Raw genomic sequence first — 18,888 nt, 5'->3', positions numbered from 1 at the left:
TAAGAACGTGGTAGATTTTGGAGAGGCAGAGCGTGGCGCCGCGGATCGCAAAAATTGGCGACGGGATTTCGTCCGCAGTTGCGCGCAGCTTAGCTCGACGGTCGTCATCATATTGTAGCCTTCGAAAACATTGCATCGATTCCAATACTAGCCACTCGTGCGAACGAGCTGCGATCGCTCCTGTAGAAATCCATCAAACTCTTCTCAAGTTCATTGAACGGCGCGAAATGCGTCGCGTGCACCATCGTCAGCACCAGATATTGAACTGGGCAAATCAAGCCGCGACTAAGATCATCCCGTTCCGTGTTCTTGACACGCAAGCAGCAGTTTCGCTGTGCAAGCTGGGAAGCGTGACGCCTGGTGCATCGCAGTGGCGGCACCTTCGCAACACAACCCGTCGCGAAAAAGGTTCTACATCACCGTCGTGTTCCGTTGCAACCGAATGCCGTTCAATGGCGCGTCCAGGAGCGTGGTTTAAACCATCGTATAGTCGCTACATACGGTTCTATGGAAGGCGTCTACCCCGATATGAATGGGTAGATGCGTGCTCCTTCGATAGCTTGTGTGGACCGCAGAGCCGTCGCGCAGAATGGACGTTTGGGCGCAATGGCAAGAAGATGAGATGCAGAGCAGTACATGAAGCATTTGTTCTAAAAGCACCGACCGCTACTCGCCTGACGGAGACGGCGGCAACAGTTAGCTGCGGCATACGCTGGATCGAAAGTATTCAAACGCTCGCTTGCCGCGACACCGCAAACGCCGTCAACAAGCCAACATCATTCACAGTCGCTGACGAAACCATGGAACGAGCACCGTCACGATGCTCGTCGGCAGCCTGATGCTTGCCTCAGGTACACTGCAAGAAGCAGGAGAATCTTTCATGCGCCCTCAGCTCAAGTGGAGGACGTGTTGGGAAAATGACTTACAACTCGCCGACCACGTCGAGATATCCGAGTTCTTTCGAAATGCCTACGGACCGACGGGGGCTTTTAATGCAAAACCCTTTGAAGGCAATCGAAGCTGGGCCGGCGCCAGGCCTGAGCTCCGTGTAGTCGGCTACGATGAACGTGGCGTGGCGGCTCATATCGGCGCGCTGCGCCGGTATATCAAGGTCGGCGAAATCGATCTGCTGGTGGCTGAACTCGGACTGTACGCGGTGCGTCCGGATCTCGAGGGGCTCGGAATTTCCCATTCCATGCGCGTGATGTATCCTGTGCTGCAGCAGCTTGGCGTTCCGTTCGGCTTCGGTACGGTTCGACATGAACTCAAAGAACATATCTCAAGGCTGCTCGGCCGCCCGGGCTTGGCGACGATTGTTTCGGGCGTTCGCGTGCGGTCCACTCTTCCAGATATCTATCTCAACTTGCCGCCGACTCTGCGTCGATGACGCACTCCTCGTCGTCTTCCCTATAGCGCGATCGATGAGCGAGTGGCCGCCCGGTACAATCATCGAGCGTAACGGGCCAGAGCTATGAAAGACGCCAATTGCGCTTTCCAAGCGCACAGCAACCGCGCCAAGGATACCCGCAGCGTCTATTTGACGTTTGATGACGGGCCGAATCCATACTGCACGCCGGATATTCTCGATGTGCTGGCGGAATATCGCGCGCCGGCCACATTCTGCGTCATTGGCATGTATGTGGCGAATGAGCCGGGGCTAATCCGACGGATGGTCGCTGAAGGCCACGAGGTCGCTAACCACACGATGACGCATCCGGATCTATCCAGATGCGAACCAGAGGAAGTGCAATATGAAGTACTAGCGGCGAGTCGGGCGATCAGAAGCGCGTGCCCGCAGGCCGCGGTGCGTCGCGTGCGTGCGCCTTATGGCATTTGGACCGAACAAGTGTTCGCGATGTCAGCGGAGGCCGGGCTCGCCTCTCTGCACTGGTCGGTAGATCCGCGCGATTGGTCCTGCCCCGGCGCCGATGCGATCGTAGACGCAGTACTAGCATCTGTCCGTCCCGGCGCGATTGTGCTCCTGCACGATGGATGCCCTCCCGATGAGGTGGGGCGACGCAGTCATGCCGATCTCCGTAGCCAGACCTTGATGGCGCTCTCCCAACTTATACCCGCTCTGCGTGATCGTGGATTTGCGATCTGCCCGCTTCCCCAACTTCACTGAACAAGATTGAGCCCTATGAGCCTGCTTGCCACAACCAGCACTGTCGTCGTCTCGTCCTATGCGCTGCTCTCCGCGGTCTACAAGACCGCGCAGGCATTTCATGCCTCACCGGAAAACACGCCGTCGACGTCGACACATGCGGTTCGCCCTGAAGCCATGCCCAGCGTGGATGTGATCGTGCCATGCTTCAACGAGGACCCGCGAACACTGTCGGCGTGTCTAGGATCGATCGCAAGCCAAGATTACGCCGGGCAGCTCCGCGTCTATGTGGTTGATGACGGTTCGTCAAATCGTGAGGACGTGGCATACGTTCATGAGGAATTTGCGCGTGACGTGAGGTTCAATTTCATTCTGCTGCAGAAGAACGTTGGAAAGCGGAAGGCGCAGATTGCCGCGATTCGCCGCTCATCCGGAGATCTTGTGCTCAATGTCGATTCGGACACGATACTGGCGACCGATATGGTCGGAAGGCTTGCATTGAAAATGCAAGACACCGAGGTCGGTGCGGCCATGGGTCAGTTAACAGCGAGCAACCGGAATGCCACTTGGTTAACTTCCTTGATCGACATGGAGTACTGGCTGGCGTGCAACGAAGAGCGCGCAGCTCAAGCGCGTTTCGGCGCGGTCATGTGCTGCTGCGGCCCATGTGCCATGTACCGACGATCCGCACTCGCTTTGCTGCTGGATCAGTACGAGGCGCAATACTTTCGAGGAAAGCCAAGCGATTTCGGTGAGGATCGCCATCTCACGATTCTCATGTTGAAAGCTGGGTTTCGAACTGAGTACGTTCCTGACGCCTACGCCGCGACAGTCGTTCCGGATAAGTTTGGCCCGTATCTGCGCCAACAGCTGCGCTGGGCCCGGAGCACCTTCCGAGACACGCTGCTTGCGTTGCGGCTTCTGCCGGGTCTCGATCCATACCTGACATTAGATGTTATTGGGCAAAACGTCGGACCCCTTCTTCTGGCTCTTTCGGTTGTAACGGGTATCGCGCAACTCGCACTCACGGGCACAGTGCCATGGTGGACATGTGTCATGATCGCATCAATGACGATGGTCCGATGCGGCGTAGCGGCCTTTCGTGCTCGTCAATTGCGATTTCTCGCGTTTTCACTGCACACCCCCATCAATATCTTTCTGCTACTTCCGGTAAAGGCATATGCCTTGTGTACGCTAAGCAACAGCGATTGGCTCTCACGCAAGTCGGCCAAGGCCACCAGTGCTGGCGGAAAAAGGTGAGTAAGCAGAGCGAGCAGCCTCAACCGGGCGCCGCCCCGCTGTCGGGACTCGGCGTGCCGGCACGCAAGCGGGATAGTTCGCGCCGCCCTTCGGGCGGTGAGGCGACCGTACTCGCCGCGGCCAGTGATCGTGCGGACTGAGCGGCAGCTGGCCATGAACCTGCATGAGATTCGACAATTGTTGGAACGAGAATTGGCTGCCGATGATCCGTGGAAATTGGACGGCAATCCGTTCGAGCGAGAGCGTCACGCGCAAATGCTGCGGCTTTCACTTTTCAATGGCGCTATCAAGAATGGGCTCGAAGTCGGGTGCGCAGCCGGCGCGTTCACGGAAAAGCTGGCGCCGCACTGCGAGCGCCTCACAGTCGTCGACGTCGTGCCGCGAGCGATCGATCGGGCAAGCCTACGGACGATGCAATGGTCGCACATTACGTGGATTGTCTCTGACATTGAACAGTTCTCGACAGCTGAGCGGTTCGATCTGATCGTGGCGGCGGAAGTGTTCTACTATCTCCGCGATGTCGCCGAGATGCGTACGGCCGTCAGCAATCTGGTGCGAATGCTCGCGCCTGATGGTCATCTGGTCTTCGGATCAGCGCGCGATGCCACCTGCCGGGGCTGGGGGCATGCTGCCGGTGCGGAGACGATCATCGCAATGTTGAGCGAAACATTGGTCGAGGCCGAGCGGGTGCAATGCCAAGGTGTCTCGGCCAGCGAAGACTGCTTGCTCGCTCGTTTTCGGAATTCGAACCCATCCTCCGTTCTACTCGAGAATCCATCTTAAGCATTGAGGCATTATGCGCATCTGTGGCATCAAGCTGACGCATGACGGATCCGTCGCTCTTGTAGAGGATGGACAGCTGGTCTTTTGCATCGAGCAGGAGAAACGCGAAAACAATCGGCGGTATCAAACCATTGAGAATCTCGATGCAGTTGTTCTTGCTTTGGCGGAGCACGGGCTGGATCCCGGCGACATTGATCAGTTCGTCATCGACGGTTGGGACGGCGAGACCGAATCGGAATTCCAGGTCTTAAGTGGGGCCGAACTTCTCACGCTCAAAGGTGCGCCGTATGTTGAAGGTCCCGAGGGACTCCTCTCAGCACACGAGAGGCCGGGCCTTGTGCTCGACGGGAAAAGTTTCTCTTACAGAAGCTATGCACACCTCACGGGCCATGTTGCCTCCGCATACTGCACTAGCCCCTTTGCGAAAGCTGGAGAGTCCGCCTTCTGCCTCGTGTGGGACGGATGCATCTTTCCACGGCTCTATTATGTGGAACCCGGTGGCGGCCGCTTCCTGGATTCCCTGTTCCCGATGATAGGCCATGCTTATGCTGTTGCGGGCCACCGCTTCGGGCCGTACCAGCAACCGAACCGGAATCACTGGGACCTTGGCGTCGCGGGGAAACTGATGGCCTATATCGGCCTGGGGGCCCTGATGAAGACATTATAGCGGTGTTTAAGGACGGCTATGAGAAGCACTTTGCGGCCGACACTGAGGCTGCTCGGCGTTACCGTGCAAACATAAACAACGCCGAAGCGTCACTTGGGGCTACGCACGATTTTTTCGCGGAAAGCGCCCTTCGATTGGACGCGAAGCGCCCCGAAGACATCCTTGCATCGTTTCATGTTTTTGTAGAGCGTCTGCTCGTGCGGGAGATGGGCCTTGCTCTCCTGCGGCATTCGAATTTTCCGGGACCGCGCAACCTGTGCATAGCCGGTGGTTGTGGTCTCAACATTAAGTGGAACAGTGCGTTACGTGCGACCGGGCTATTTGATGCTGTATGGCTACCTCCTTTTCCGAATGACAGTGGCTCAGCAATAGGGGCCGCTTGTTCGGCAATGGTGGCCGACAACGGTTTCGCGCCACTGGAGTGGTCGGTCTATAGCGGTCCGTCACTCGCAAGCGGCGATGCTTCGGCGGAATGGAACGCCGCCCCGTGCAGCATGAGTGAACTCGCCGCGCTTCTTGCGAGTAATAAGCCCGTGGTCTTCCTCGCCGGTCGCGCCGAACTCGGACCGCGCGCTTTGGGTGGCAGAAGCATCCTTGCCGCGGCGACATCGCCCGGAATGAAGGACTATCTCAACGACATCAAATTTCGCGAACACTTCCGCCCGGTTGCCCCGATATGCCTGGAGGACCGAGCGTCGGATATTTTCGATCCTGGAACGCCGGATCCGTACATGCTCTTCGATCATCAGACGCGGCCAGAATGGCGAGACAAAATCCCATCCGTTGTGCACCTTGACGGATCTGCACGGTTGCAGACGATCGGCAGAACATCCCAGCATAAGGTTGCTGAACTGCTCATTGAATACGAAAAACTCACAGGCATCCCGCTGCTCTGCAACACTAGCGCCAACCACCATGGACGTGGTTTCTTCCCCGATGTCGCATCCGCCTGCGAATGGGGACGCGTCGAACACATCTGGTGCGACGGCCTGCTCTGGACCCAAACGCCAGCAACAAAAGTGTTGTCGTCCGGTCGACAAGCTGAGATAGACGCATGCCGGGCGTAGCGATCGACTTTGCCGCTGTAAACAAATCATACCGCGACAAAGTCGTTGTCAACGGGCTAACGTTCACCGTTGCGGCGGGAGAGTGCTTCGGGCTGCTTGGACCCAATGGCGCGGGCAAAAGCACCATCGTGCGTATGATCCTCGGTATGGTGGCGCCGGACTCTGGGAAGATCGCGGTGCTCGGCAAGCAAGTACCAGTACACGCTCGTTTGGCACGTGCAGGCGTGGGCGTGGTCCCGCAGTTTGACAACCTTGAGAACGAGTTCACAGTACGCGAGAACTTACTGGTGTTCGGCCGCTATTTCAGCATGAGTGCGCGTGAAATCGAGGCAGTTATTCCATCACTGCTCGAATTTGCTCGCCTCGAGAGCAAGGCGGATACGCGCGTTTCTGAGCTATCCGGCGGCATGAAGCGGCGGCTGGTGCTGGCACGTGCGCTGATCAACGATCCGCAACTGCTCGTTATGGACGAGCCAACGACCGGGCTCGATCCGCATGCCCGCCATTTGATCTGGGAACGACTACGATCGCTACTTGCCCGGGGCAAGACAATCCTGCTGACGACTCACTTTATGGAAGAGGCCGAGCGGTTGTGCGACAGGCTGTGCGTGCTTGAAGAAGGACGCAAGATCGCCGAAGGCGAGCCTCACGCGCTAATCAACGAGCAGATTGGCTGCGACGTCATGGAGATCTATGGCGGCAATCCGCAGGAATCTATTGAGCTGATAGCGCCTTACGCGCAGCGCATCGAACAGAGTGGCGAGACCATTTTTTGCTATGCGCCGGATCTGGAGCAGGTGCGGAAGAAGTTGCGGGGGCGTGCGGGCGTGCGCCTTCTGGAACGTCCGCCGAATCTCGAGGATGTGTTCTTGCGACTCACCGGACGCGAGATAGAGATATGATGAGAACGAGTTATAGCGCGGCCATGCCCGCCAATGCGGTTAACTGGATCGCAGTTTGGCGTCGCAACTACTTGGCATGGAGAAAAGTTGCGCTTGCATCGCTTCTTGGCAACCTCGCCGATCCGATGACGAATCTGCTTGGTCTTGGCTTCGGCCTCGGACTAATCGTTGGTCGTGTAAACGGGACTTCCTATATCGATTTTCTGGTGGGAGGCATGGTCGCCACGAGCGCAATGACTTCCGCGAGCTTCGAAACCATTTACGCCACATTCGCCCGCATGCACAGTCAACGGACTTGGGAGGCGATGCTGTGCACACAGCTTACGCTCGGCGACATCCTGCTCGGTGAAGTGGCATGGGCAGCCAGCAAGGCCTTGTTGGCCGGCACAGGAATTACAATCGTGGCGGCGGGGATGGGTTATGCTGCATGGCCATCCATGCTCTACGCACTACCCGCAATTGCCCTCACTGGGTTCGTCTTCGCGAGCTTGGCGATGGTCATCGTGTCACTAGCGCCGAGCTACGACTATTTCGTGTTTTACCAGACGCTAGTCCTGACACCGATGGTGTTCCTCTGCGGCGCAGTGTTCCCGATCACCCAGTTGCCCTCCGGCTTCCAGCTCGCAGCAGGCCTGTTGCCCTTGGAACACTCGATTGAACTCATTCGCCCGGCGATGCTGGGCCGGCCAGTCAGCGGAGCCGGCATACATATTGGCGCACTTTGCATTTACGCGGTGGCGCCGTTCTTATTGTCGATTGCGCTGCTTCTCCGACGCCTTATGCGCTGAGAGGCCGCAGTGGCAACTTTAACGAACGCACGGTCCATAATTTCGAGATCCGAGAAGCTTGCTAGGTCTCTTAGCCTAGTGATGGCGGGCTGGTGCATGCAGCGGCGAACAGCTGAGAGGCCGCTGGTCTCAAGGTGGCTTTCTTACAATGAATGGAGAGTATGATGCTGTGTCTCGGCGTGAGCGGTGGACTGGACAAGGTTTATGAATGCCGGCCCGAGCTTCCTAGCACATTTCTTCACGATGGCGCCGCGGTGCTCGTGCGCGACGGACGTGTGATAGCGGCCGTCGAAGAAGAACGACTCAATCGGGTCAAACATTCTAATAAATTCCCAAGCCACTCGATCCAATACTGCCTCGAAACTGCAGGTGTTCAACTGAAGGACGTCGATCGAATCGCGTTCTATGCGACCGAAGCGTACTGCAATGCTATGCTGGAGCGCCTGTTTGTTTCGCAGCCGTCCGACGCTATCCCTATGGATGCCAGGCTCTTACTGAGGATGATGCTGGGGCAAGAGTTCGGCACCGAAGTCGATCCGTCCAGAATCTCATTCGTAAGTCACCATCAGGCGCACGCTGTGAGTGCATTCGCAATGTCTGGATTTGAGCAAAGTCTGGTACTTGCAATCGATGGCGGTGGTGATTTCCTTTCTGGTCTCGTGGCCATCGGGTCCGGAACCGAAGTCAACCTGCTCGAGAGCTTCCCGGAAAGCAACTCATTGGGGTTGTTTTATCTCGAGACGATCCGGTATCTCGGCTATAGCTTGTTCGATGAGTACAAGGTCATGGGACTTGCGCCTTACGGTGATCCCGCGCCCTATCGCAAGCTGTTTGAGCAGTTCTACGAGCTCTCTGAGAACGGGTGCTACCGGCTCTACCTCGATCGTATCGGTCCAGCGTTGGTCCGCAATATTCAGGTCCGACGAAAAGGAATGCCATTCACCCAACAGCATCGAGATGTCAGCGCGTCATTGCAAGAAGCGCTTGAGCGGATCGTGTTCCATGTACTTCGACATTATCGAGAAATCACAGGCATGAAGCGGCTATGCTTGGCTGGCGGCGTAGCCCACAACTGCACCGTGAATGGTAAGCTACTCTATTCAGGGCTCTTCGACGATATTTTCGTGCAGCCGGCGGCCCACGATGCTGGTTGCGCATTAGGGGCCGCACTCATGGCGTCTGATGAGGGTGGTCGGCCCGCGCCGCGCGAGCGGCTCCAGGATGTCTATTGGGGACCCGATCTCGGTACCGAGCATGCCATGGAACAGGAACTGAATGCGTGGGCCGGGCACCTCCACATTGAGCGCAGTGATGACGTGGCGGGCAGAGCGGCCGATTGGATGGCAAACGGCTCAGTGATCGGCTGGGTGCAGGGTCGATCGGAGTTCGGACCACGTGCCCTGGGTAACCGCAGTATTCTCGCCGACCCCCGACCTGCAGCTAACAAGGATCGCATAAACGCGATGGTCAAGAAGCGCGAGGGCTATCGACCATTTGCGCCTTCCGTGCTGGGGGAGGATGCACCAGAATACTTCGATCTACCGGCGGGTCCGAGAGAATTGCCATTCATGAACTTCGTAGTTCGTGTGCGCGAGTCCAAGCGCGACTTGCTGGGCGCCATTACGCATGTTGATGGCACTGCACGGCTGCAGACAGTCTCTCGGAAGTCAAATCCGACCTACTGGGGCCTAATCCATGAGTTCAAGAAACGAACAGGCATTCCAGTTCTGCTCAATACCTCATTTAACAATAATGCCGAACCGATCGTCAGATTCGGTCGCAGACGCCGTCGCCACATTTCTGACCACCGAGCTCGATGCCCTTGTTGTCGGTCCGTTTCTAGTGAAAAAGCGGGCGGTAACGCTTGAGGATTGGACTTCGCTCGCGGTTTCATTGCCGCCGTATGTATCCCTGCATCGCGTCCGCGCTCATACAGCACGAGATCGGCAAGAGACGGTATGCGAGATCCGCACGGCGTTCTCCGGCGGTGGGGCAGTGCGCATCTCAGGTGTGTTGTTCGATCTGTTGATGCGGATCAAGGGCGAATCCGTTCTCCGCGACCTCTTCGATTCTTTGATGATGGACCAGGCTGAGCGTGCAACTCTGGTCGAAGAACTGAGAGGACTGTGGGAGCAACGCCGGGTTCGCCTACATCCTCCCTCACGCGCTACTCACTTGAAGAGTGCGCCCCATCAGATGACAGAGCAAGCACAAGCGGGCTCAATATAGTCGGAGAATCTCGCAAATATAAGTTCAGGGCTCGAAAGGAGAGCGTATTCCGGCGATAGACCCTCCAGGCGGAGGAGCCGACCGACCTATTCAAATGCTGTGTCAAAACACCATAGCATTCGAGCAGATGGCCACTAGGTCCTAAGCAGCTTCAAAGAGCATTGCGGGGCGTCGAAGAATGCGATGGGCTCGAGCCTAAGGTTTACGCGACCTGCTGACCAACCCGGTACGTTGTGACGAGGAAAGTTAAAATGCATGTTGGAGTAGCAAAGGAAAGGTTCGTCGTTTCTCGACGCCGCACCGGTCTCGGCGATTGCCTGTGGTCGCTCGCGGCAGCTTGGCAGTACGCCAAGCGGACAGGACGTACACTGGTTATCGATTGGCGCGGCTCTTGCTATCTCGACCAACCCTTTACTAATGCTTTTCGGGTCTTCTTCGAACAAATCCATGACATCGCCGGCGTACGCGTGATCTGCGATGATCAGGTCAACTCTCTCTCACTTCCAGGACCGTTTTTTCCAACCTGGTGGAATCGCCCGCCCATCGACTGCGTTTATCGACCTGATGAACAGATATTCCGAGAACGCGACGAGCTGAGGCAGCTCTTCGAGGCCAAAGATGATACTCATGCCAATACGGTAGTGTGTGATGCTTGTTTGATGTGGGCTTGCGATCAGGAGGCCGAGCGACAAATATTTCGTAGCATCAAAGTGCGGGCTGAAATTCAAGCTCGGATCGACGCGATATATCACGAGCACTTTGAGAGTCGGAGCGTAATCGGCGTTCATGTTCGACACGGAAATGGCGAGGATATCATGGCGCACAGGCCCTACTGGGCCGATCCAGATCTTGCCTTGCGGCAGGTATGCACTGCTATCCAAAAGGCCAAAGCATTGCCCCATGCAAAACCTACGAGAGTCTTTTTGTGCACAGACAGCCCGAAGGTTCTGGATCAGGTCTCGGCTAGGTTCCCAGACGTGTTTACGATCCCAAAACGCTTTCAGGCGGATCAAGCGGGCCCGTTACACAGTTCCGAACTGGGAGCGGACGGCGGATCGTCGGCTCTCATCGAGATGTACCTTCTCGGACGATGCGATACCGTGATTCGCTTTCCGCCGACCAGTGCATTTACGCGCTATGCGCGACTTGTTGTTCCGCGCATTATCGAGTTCGATTTGAATGATCCGAGCCGCTTAATCCTGATCGACGAGGCGCCCAAGCATCACACGGTCTCCTGAACCGCATAGCACATTCTCGCCGATCCGGCGATGTCGCATGTGCTCGTTGGCGCTTCGTCGATGAAGCGTCCCGCAGAGCCGTGTCGGCTGCCGCATGGGAAGACTTACATCTTCGCGTCGACGAACGAGCTTGTTAGTGACGGGCAGGGAGCCCTGAGGACGCCTCTAGATCACATCATCCAAGTCAAGAAGGGTGCAAAGCCGCCGGAGCTAATCGTGCTCATATTGTGTCGCCTGTGGGACGGCTTAGCGGACAAATCGGACGTATAAGGCTGCCACGTCTGATTCCCGATTTTAGCGAAGCGCGCCAAGACAATTAACGCCGTTGGCGCTGATGTGCGCGCTGACATGTAAGCTGCTGTTCTCGATGTCCACGGGCCCGACAGTCGGGGGCCGGTTTGGACCAGAGAGAGGGTAGATTGAAAGGAAACCGGCCGCGCCTCATTGTCAGAACACCGCGGCAAGAGCTCACAATGCTCTTTCCTAGGCATTGAAGGCTCTCTGCCAGCGATCCAAATAGCGGACGTAACGCTCGTCGGCTCGCAAACAAATTGTCCGCCTTAGGAGGCATTGAAGCATTTCCGACAAACGAGGCGCGATTGTGCGGTTGCTGTCGCGGTTACGCCAATTCGAAAAGATGGCGGGGCACGTGTCCCTGGTGCGACCTCTCGAACAAAGAGCGGGTACACCGCGCGTTCTACTCTCAGAAACGGCGCGAACAAGATATCCGGAAGGTGCATAGATGTTTGCGCGGCGCGACACTGCGTCGAAATCGTGTCAAATTCCCCCGCATAGCACTGGTCCAAATCCTGCACGCACTAGGACTGAGTGAATGCGGAAGGGCAAAAAGAGAGTCGTTCATTTGTTGACATGTCAGACGACGATGCGCTCTGGCGTTAATTGTTGGCAATGGACGTCGACATCTGTTCGGCGGCCATGAGTGTGGGGCAGAGTGCGAAGATCTGAAGATCACGGCTCGAAGATCCTGCGTCAGTGAAGGAAAGCTGATCTTGTCCTCGAGTTAAAACCAAATCACGCAAGATCTCAATTCGTGGCGTAGAACATATGTGGTCGGATGCGTAGACCTGGGAGAAATTGCTGCCCTGCTTTTGCTGGATTGACGCCGGTGCTATTCCAACAGAGTTCCCGCGCGATGTTTTGAAGGAGATTGAACGAATGAAGGTCTCTTATTTATCGTCGCGCCATGAAAAAGTGTTATCTCCTGGTGCCGTTAGAGTAGGCGCGAGATCGAGAGTGAGATGCAGGACGATGATTCGAAGGGCGAACTAACTGCAAGCAAAGAAAGCAAGGGCGGCGCCGACCTTGTTAAGGTGCAGATTGAGTCCGAATGCGAATGGCACGGCCCGGAAGACGGCTCGAAGCATCCCGTGGTCTTGCCGGTGAACGAAATTGCGCTCAGAGGAGTGTTCGAAATCTCGAACATGCTCGCCAGCCCGTCGCGAACTCGAAGTCGCGCTGGCAAGCGTGATCGACTTGCTGCAGTCGTCCTTGCAGATGCGGCATGGTGTCGTGTCCCTCCTAGCCGACGATGACATGCCCGAGATTGCGGTTGGCGCTGGCTGGAGCGAAGGAAGCGATGAGCGCTACCGCATGCGCCTGCCGCAAAAGGCGATTGAGGAGATTGTGACGACGGGCCTGCCGTTTGTCGCTGAAGACATCGCCAAGCATCCCGCATTTAGCGCAGCTGACCTGGATGTGATCGGCGCGTCCGATCACATGCGACTATCGTTCATCGGGGTTCCTATAAGCATCGATGGAAAGGTCGTTGGCACCCTGTCCATCGAGCGTGTGCCCGACCTGGACTCGATGTTCCCGCTCGATTCCGATGTCAGGCTACTCACCATGATCGCCAACTTGATTGGACAGGCGGTGAAGCTCCATCGCTTGGTTGCGCGCGACCGCAAGCGCCTCATGGCGGAGAGCTATCGGTGGCAGAAGGAGCTGCTCGACTTTAAGCAGCCAGCGCGAGAGCGTAAAAAGGTTCACATTGACGGTATTATCGGTAACAGTCCGGCGCTGCGCGGGCTGCTCGACAAGATCGCGGTGGTAGCCAAGTCGAATGCTACGGTTCTGTTGCGAGGTGAATCAGGCACCGGCAAGGAGCTGGTGGCCAAGGCAATTCACGAGCTATCCCCGCGTGCAAAACGGCCGTTCATCAAGATGAACTGCGCAGCGCTGCCGGAGACCGTGTTGGAATCCGAATTGTTCGGTCATGAAAAAGGAGCCTTTACCGGCGCCCTTAATTCGCGCAAAGGCCGCTTCGAACTTGCCGACAAGGGAACCCTATTTCTGGACGAGATTGGCGAGATCTCAGGCTCGTTTCAGGCAAAGTTGTTGCGGGTTCTTCAGGAGCAGGAGTTCGAACGTGTCGGTAGCGGCCACACGATGAAAGTTGACGTCCGAGTGATTGCCGCAACCAACAAGGATCTGGAAGGGGCGGTCACAAAGAACGAGTTTCGCGCTGATCTCTATTATCGTATTAGCGTAGTTCCATTGATGCTGCCTCCGTTGCGCGAAAGGCGCAGCGATATTCCGCTGCTTGCCGCTGAGTTTCTGAAGAACTTCAACTGCGAGAACAGCCGTACATTAACGCTTGATCCGAGTGCCGTAGACGTGCTGATGAATTGCGGGTTTCCCGGCAACGTACGTGAACTCGAGAATTGCGTGCAGCGGACGGCTACACTGGCGCCCGGGCCATTCATTGTCAGGAACGATTTTGCTTGCTGCCATGGTCAATGCCTTTCCGCCCTACTGTGGAAGAGCGGATTAGATGAAGCGAAACCGCGGGCCGCACCGATCGGTGAGCTGCCAGCCAAGGCAGCTACGCCAATCCCCGACGCAGCAGCGCCGGTTGCGGTTCTGAGCCCGCCTGTCGTGGCTGAGCCGGTCGATGGTGCCATTGTAAGCGGTGCGAAGCTGACGGATCGCGAGCGCCTCATTGCCGCCATGGAGAAAACTGGCTGGGTGCAGGCAAAGGCGGCGCGACTACTCGGACTAACGCCGCGCCAAATCGGCTACGCGCTCAGGAAATATTGTATCGAAATTAAGCGCCTGTGAGTGGTTGCTGAACCTGGTCAAGATATGAATTTGTCGGTTCTCGCATTCAAACGCAGTCATATTAGATCTTTCGCTAGATTAGGGGAGGGCATAGTAGGCCAAGGACCCGGCGGCGCTCTGCAAGTCCTTCGTAGACCAACCAGCACCGGCCGCAGAGTAACCTCAGCATCTATATGCTCGGACTGACGCTCGCCGGGCCAGCGGTGCTAAAGTGCCAACCGGGCGCACAGCGACTGCGATCTATATGCTTACCAGCTATACTTAAAGCCGGAGTATATGGGACGATCGCGAGCTGTGACAGCAGGCGCGCAGGTGATGCAATGATCAGCGGTTACCGTCGAGAGCGGCCCGCCGCGGCAGTCGGCACTTGCGGCCGACTTCGCGGCCTCCAGTGAGCCGACACTATAGTCCGTTATAGTTGGGGCTGCCGTCCAAGTTCTGTACGCAAATTCCAGATAGCGTTGTTTGCCAGATGAAGTACATTTTTCTCGCCGTTCTTCAATGAACGTTCAAGGTGAAGGCGCAGCCGAGCGCGCAACAATGTCTCCGCATTATGGGTCAGGAATGGGTCCTTCTCTACGAAACGCCATGACTTCTCAAATGCAACGCTCATGAGAGCATCAAATGTTTGCTTCTGTTGTGAAGAAGTTTGATCCATGAATGGAAGCTCCAGCAGAAGATCCTTTCAGCAACAGCGCGCTGCTGCCAGAATTGGGAGGTCGAAAGCTGACGCTTGAACGCTGGAAGAGTCGCAGTCATTCAGCTCATATAACGCATGTCGATGCGTTGATCCGAGCCTATACATGCGATTGTTGAAGCCATGATGACTATCCTCGCGGAATTCGGTATTTTAGTATTCTAGATGTGAGATTGATGCGTTTTGCAGGGCAGACGCGCCGGTCGGTCCCCTTCGGGAGGCGGCGGCAGCTTGTATGGGCTGAGCACTCACCCACCTTTATAACGGGTTCAAGCAACACCTTCATCGGGAAAGAGCGAGAAGGCCGGAGAATCTTTGCCCGGGAGCGGCTATGTTTGAAGCAAGCCCCGTAAGTTTATGTACACATATACGCAGCCTTGAAGCTTGATCGGCGACGTCGTTTGGCGCAATTCGACATGTAATTGAGCGCGCAATAACAGCTGACCACGATGAGAGGTATCACCGGATATCAACTCCGGAATGAACTCAGTTGAGAGTCTTCGCCGAAGACGCAAGGTGAGTTGGATCTTGCGATGGAACGCCGCACGTCGGTCGATCTTGGCACATCGGAGGTCTGTCAACGATTCTAAGTTGTACTTCTAGTTCGGCGGAGTTTCCTTACCTCTCACGACTACTCTGGCCGCGTTATGGCGTGCTCCGAGCACTTGGTCTTCAGTCATGAATCCGGTTTCGACCAAGTTGTCCAGCACCGCGTTAGCGCGAGCATGCGCGGCCGTCAGATCGATGTGAGCGGTCGGTGCGTTGATCAGGCCGACCAGCATCGCAGCTTCGGCGAGACTCATATCGCGCGCGGGCTTGTTGAAGTAAAACCGTGCCGCACCATCAACGCCGAGAGTGTCGGCGCCCATATCAACACAGTTGAGATAAAGTCTCAGAATTTCATCTTTAGTCATATGCCATTCGAGCCAGACCGCAAGCAATGCCTGTTTGATGGTGTGTCCGATGCCGCGCCCGTCGTTCAAAAGCAGAGTCCGGGCGAGTTGCTGGCTTATCGAGGAGCCGTCTTGGTGGCGGCCGCCGTTCTTCGCGCTTACCAGCAGCGCATGAAGAGCGCCTGGGAAATCGCGCCCGAAGTGATCATAAAAATGGCGGTCCTCGGTTGCGAGCGTGGCCTTGATTAGCGTGTCCGGAAAGTCTCCGAGAGGTACCGCAATCCGCCCGCCAACCGTCGCATCGGCGAACTGGCTCAGAAGGCAGACCGTGACATCGGAAGCCTTCGCGCAATCCTCTTGAGAGCGGGCGCGAGTAGTCGGGTTCGCGAACGCCAACAACAGGAGCAATCCGCCCAAAGCGAGGGTCAGGGCTTCGGAAGCAGGTTCGAGAAGGAGCCAGCGTTGCCACCGGCCGAAAGAGATACCGTCAATAAACCTCGAGTAGCGATAGCATAATTCCCGCAACTCGCTTGCGTAAGACAGTAGAGCGGGGGCGGAAGGCGACTTGCGATCGGACGAGCAGTGCGGGATGGCGGGCCGCTTAGGCGGTGCAATTTGAATCACGTGGATCTTTCAGGGTTAGGTAAGGGGCCTCGGTGAGAAGGCGACCGGGCGCTATTCGGAAGTGCTGCAGCAAAACTCAAAGCATTTGCAGCCTCAGCAGCCCGCTGCTTCGATTTGGCACGGGGTGCAGAGGCTACCGCGATGTTGAGATATGCGGCCCGTCATCTGCCGCGGCTACGGACGCTTGCGCCCGAGTCCGTAGTCATCGACACAGCCCGAGTTCGTGGATGTCCGGCCAGCCAAAATGCCAACGATAGTTCGAAAGACCGAGGGTGAGAGGGGATCGGGGCTTGCACGTCAGTCTTTCAGCTCGAACTCACTTTCTTAAAATTTAACTTGTTCAGATCGATCCCGGTCGCAATGACGATCTTTCACTGCACCTAGAAAGCTGCGGAGCGTCCGTTTCTTTGCTTGCCTTCGGCGAGCTATATCGAAACAGTTGATGTTCTGAACAGGTATCGTTTTTCCAGCGGTCTGATGTGCATTCTGCGCTGCAATTCGTCGAACAACCTCAGCCGCCTTCATACGGGGCAAGTGTGGCGCCTTCGCGCGCTTGCCGAAGCGACAAATCGACAAGACCTGACATCTTTCGCGGATGTGTCAGCTTTTCCTCCCGAAAACTCGCCGAGGATGTGTTGCGGACAACTGCACTCCGTCTGGCCGTTGGCTGAACGATGATTAATTCGCGGCTATCCGAGATGCCCGAGCGACAGCTGCCCGGAATCTCGCTCTATCCCGCAGGAAACGCGATCTCAGCCTAACTGAGATGCTCTGCTGAATTTCTGGCCATGGCGCAACTGCCACGCGCGGATGAAGCGCATGAGCGTGACGGCGGGGGAACTTGCGACGAGGCCCAGAGTAGGGTCGTCAATCGTTCAAATCGTGTTCTTCTGAGCGAGAATCGAGCTTTCTGAGTACAGCGTGCTGAACCTTGCCCAGTGCCGTTCTCGGTAATACCTCCGTGAAAATGATTTCGCGCGGAGCTTTGAAACGTGCAAGATGCGATTGCACATGCGCTACAAGTGTCCCGGCCTCTATCTGGGCTCCGGGCCGCCTGATCACATACGCAACCGGTACCTCATCCCATTGCGGATCGGGCCGGCCGATGACCGCGCATTCCGCAACATCAGGATGCTCCAAGAGTACGCGCTCGACCTCCGCCGGATAGATGTTTTCTCCACCGGAAATGATCAGGTTTTTCTTACGGTCCTGAACCCAAAAATATCCGTCGGCGTCGCGACGTGCGATGTCACCCGTACGGTACCACCCGTCATGAAGCGCCTCGCACGTGGCCGGAAGATTGCGCCAATACTCCTGCAAGACGTTGGGCCCGCGTACAACGATCTCTCCCGGCGTCCCTGCGGGCGTCTCGTTACCGGCATCATCCATGACAACCGCTTCACAGCATAGCCCAGGCAGCCCGGTCGACCCCTTCCGCGAAAGGTCTCCGCCGAGCCTCGTATAAATCGCAATGGGGCTCGTTTCGGTGGAGCCGTAAACCTGGAGCACCGGCACGCAGCGCGCAACCAAGCGATCAACCAGATACTGCGGCACGGTCGTTGAGCCGACGGAAACCGCCTTCAATGATGATAGATCGGTACTGGACCACCTGAGGTGGTCGGTCAAGGCCTGGATGGTCGCAGGCACCAGGACCGTCAAAGTGGGCCGATCATCCTCGACCGAAGCAAGGGTAGCCTCAGTCGTAAAGCGTGAATGGATCGTGACAGTCGCGCCGAGTTGTAGTGCAGGGGTCGTTTGAATGTTGAGGCCGCCGACGTGAAATAGCGGCAGTACGGTCAGAACGTGATCGTCCGATGTCAGGGCATGCATGTGTTGACTCATGACGCCATTCCATAGCAAGGCCTCCTGCCGCAGCACTGCTCCCTTCGGTCGGCCAGTGGTTCCCGAAGTGTAGACGATCAGAAGCGGGTCGGCCAGCTGTGCGCAGAGGTCGTAGCTGTCTCCGTGCGTCTGATCCAACAAGCCTTCCCACGTGCACGCACCGCAAGACGCAAAGCCGAAGCCAACAGTTGCGATTTCGGGCAGCGCCTCTAATAGAATCGGCAGAACTGCTTCAAAAGCCTGCTCAAGGACCAGCACCTTAGCACCAACGTCGGACAGGATGAAAAGCTGCTCGGACACCGCTAGTCGCCAATTCAACGGAACCAGTATCGCCCCGAGCCGGGCACAAGCGTAGAGGAGAACTAGGTAATCAGGGCGGTTGAGGCTCAGGAGAGCGACGCGATCGCCTCTCTTGACGCCAAACGCAGTTTGCAGAGCGCTTGCTGCCCGGCCGATGCGTCCATCAAGGTCGGCGTAACTCAAGGTGGCGCCCTCAAAATTGATCGCAGGCTTGTTAGGAGCGAACGCTGCGTTACGCTCTATCAATGTGGAGAGATTCACCTGTCCGTGATCCTGTGTTGTTGGGTCCACATGGCTCGCACCCAACTTGGCGGAGCCAACGCGTGTCAGCATTGTTTAAAGGTCGTGATCGCGTGTTACACCGTCCAGGCGAATGCAGCTAAGCTGCACGCCAAACGGTTCGAGCTGAGGCGCAA

General features: G+C 56.7%; 11 protein-coding genes and 3 pseudogenes. 11 read left to right on the top strand and 3 right to left on the bottom strand.

What is annotated here, in order from left to right:
- Nucleotides 1-880 precede the first annotated feature (880 nt).
- The 11 genes and pseudogenes from ACSKB8_RS01715 to nifA all read left to right on the top strand — a co-directional run bounded on the left by ACSKB8_RS01715 (nt 881) and on the right by nifA (nt 14,116).
- Nucleotides 881-1,475 (top strand): annotated as a pseudogene (locus tag ACSKB8_RS01715) (NodA family N-acyltransferase).
- Entirely contained in the window at nt 1,472-2,125 is a 654-nt protein-coding gene (nodB, locus tag ACSKB8_RS01710) for a chitooligosaccharide deacetylase NodB (protein WP_438102071.1), read from the top strand. The pseudogene ACSKB8_RS01715 and the gene nodB overlap by 4 nt, the downstream one beginning before the upstream one ends.
- Before the next feature lie 15 nt (nt 2,126-2,140).
- On the top strand, nt 2,141-3,364 hold the full coding sequence (gene nodC, locus ACSKB8_RS01705) for a chitooligosaccharide synthase NodC (RefSeq protein ID WP_438102069.1): 1,224 nt from the start codon (nt 2,141-2,143) through the stop codon (nt 3,362-3,364).
- Nucleotides 3,365-3,517: 153 nt separating this feature from the next.
- Nucleotides 3,518-4,147 (top strand): nodulation methyltransferase NodS, encoded by a 630-nt coding sequence (gene nodS, locus ACSKB8_RS01700; protein WP_438102068.1) that lies wholly within the window; start codon nt 3,518-3,520, stop codon nt 4,145-4,147.
- Between the two features lie 13 nt (nt 4,148-4,160).
- Nucleotides 4,161-5,881: pseudogene (gene nodU, locus ACSKB8_RS01695) on the top strand (nodulation protein NodU).
- Entirely contained in the window at nt 5,869-6,783 is a 915-nt protein-coding gene (gene nodI, locus ACSKB8_RS01690) for a nodulation factor ABC transporter ATP-binding protein NodI (protein ID WP_438102066.1), read from the top strand. The pseudogene nodU and the gene nodI overlap by 13 nt, the downstream one beginning before the upstream one ends.
- The gene (locus ACSKB8_RS01685) at nt 6,783-7,571 is read left to right on the top strand and encodes an ABC transporter permease (RefSeq protein WP_438110331.1); all 789 of its coding nucleotides are present in this window, start codon (nt 6,783-6,785) and stop codon (nt 7,569-7,571) included. The genes nodI and ACSKB8_RS01685 overlap by 1 nt, the downstream gene beginning before the upstream one ends.
- A gap of 164 nt (nt 7,572-7,735) precedes the next feature.
- A pseudogene (locus ACSKB8_RS01680) lies at nt 7,736-9,800 on the top strand (carbamoyltransferase family protein).
- Nucleotides 9,801-10,051: 251 nt separating this feature from the next.
- The gene (locus tag ACSKB8_RS01675; protein WP_438102065.1) at nt 10,052-11,038 is read left to right on the top strand and encodes a nodulation protein NodZ; all 987 of its coding nucleotides are present in this window, start codon (nt 10,052-10,054) and stop codon (nt 11,036-11,038) included.
- A 1,259-nt stretch (nt 11,039-12,297) separates the two neighbouring features.
- Nucleotides 12,298-12,591, top strand: coding sequence for a hypothetical protein (locus ACSKB8_RS01670; protein ID WP_438102063.1), 294 nt, complete (start codon nt 12,298-12,300; stop codon nt 12,589-12,591).
- Nucleotides 12,554-14,116 (top strand): nif-specific transcriptional activator NifA, encoded by a 1,563-nt coding sequence (gene nifA, locus ACSKB8_RS01665; RefSeq protein WP_438110329.1) that lies wholly within the window; start codon nt 12,554-12,556, stop codon nt 14,114-14,116. Before ACSKB8_RS01670 ends, nifA begins: the two co-directional genes overlap by 38 nt.
- Before the next feature lie 412 nt (nt 14,117-14,528).
- Here the strand turns inward: nifA and ACSKB8_RS01660 are convergent, their stop codons facing one another.
- The 3 genes from ACSKB8_RS01660 to ACSKB8_RS01650 all read right to left on the bottom strand — a co-directional run bounded on the left by ACSKB8_RS01660 (nt 14,529) and on the right by ACSKB8_RS01650 (nt 18,733).
- Nucleotides 14,529-14,774, bottom strand: a complete 246-nt coding sequence (locus ACSKB8_RS01660) for a hypothetical protein (protein WP_438102061.1) — start codon at nt 14,772-14,774, stop codon at nt 14,529-14,531.
- Nucleotides 14,775-15,412: 638 nt separating this feature from the next.
- Nucleotides 15,413-16,330, bottom strand: coding sequence for a transglycosylase domain-containing protein (locus ACSKB8_RS01655; protein ID WP_438102059.1), 918 nt, complete (start codon nt 16,328-16,330; stop codon nt 15,413-15,415).
- Between the two features lie 867 nt (nt 16,331-17,197).
- Nucleotides 17,198-18,733: a class I adenylate-forming enzyme family protein gene (locus tag ACSKB8_RS01650; protein ID WP_438110328.1), complete on the bottom strand. Its 1,536-nt coding sequence runs from the start codon at nt 18,731-18,733 to the stop codon at nt 17,198-17,200.
- Nucleotides 18,734-18,888 lie beyond the last annotated feature (155 nt).

Origin of the sequence: Bradyrhizobium sp. BR 1432, assembly GCF_051547705.1 — a bacterium.
Classification (GTDB): domain Bacteria; phylum Pseudomonadota; class Alphaproteobacteria; order Rhizobiales; family Xanthobacteraceae; genus Bradyrhizobium; species Bradyrhizobium zhanjiangense.
The sequence above is the reverse complement of the archived record's forward strand: the minus strand, read 5'-3'. Positions and strand labels throughout refer to the sequence as shown.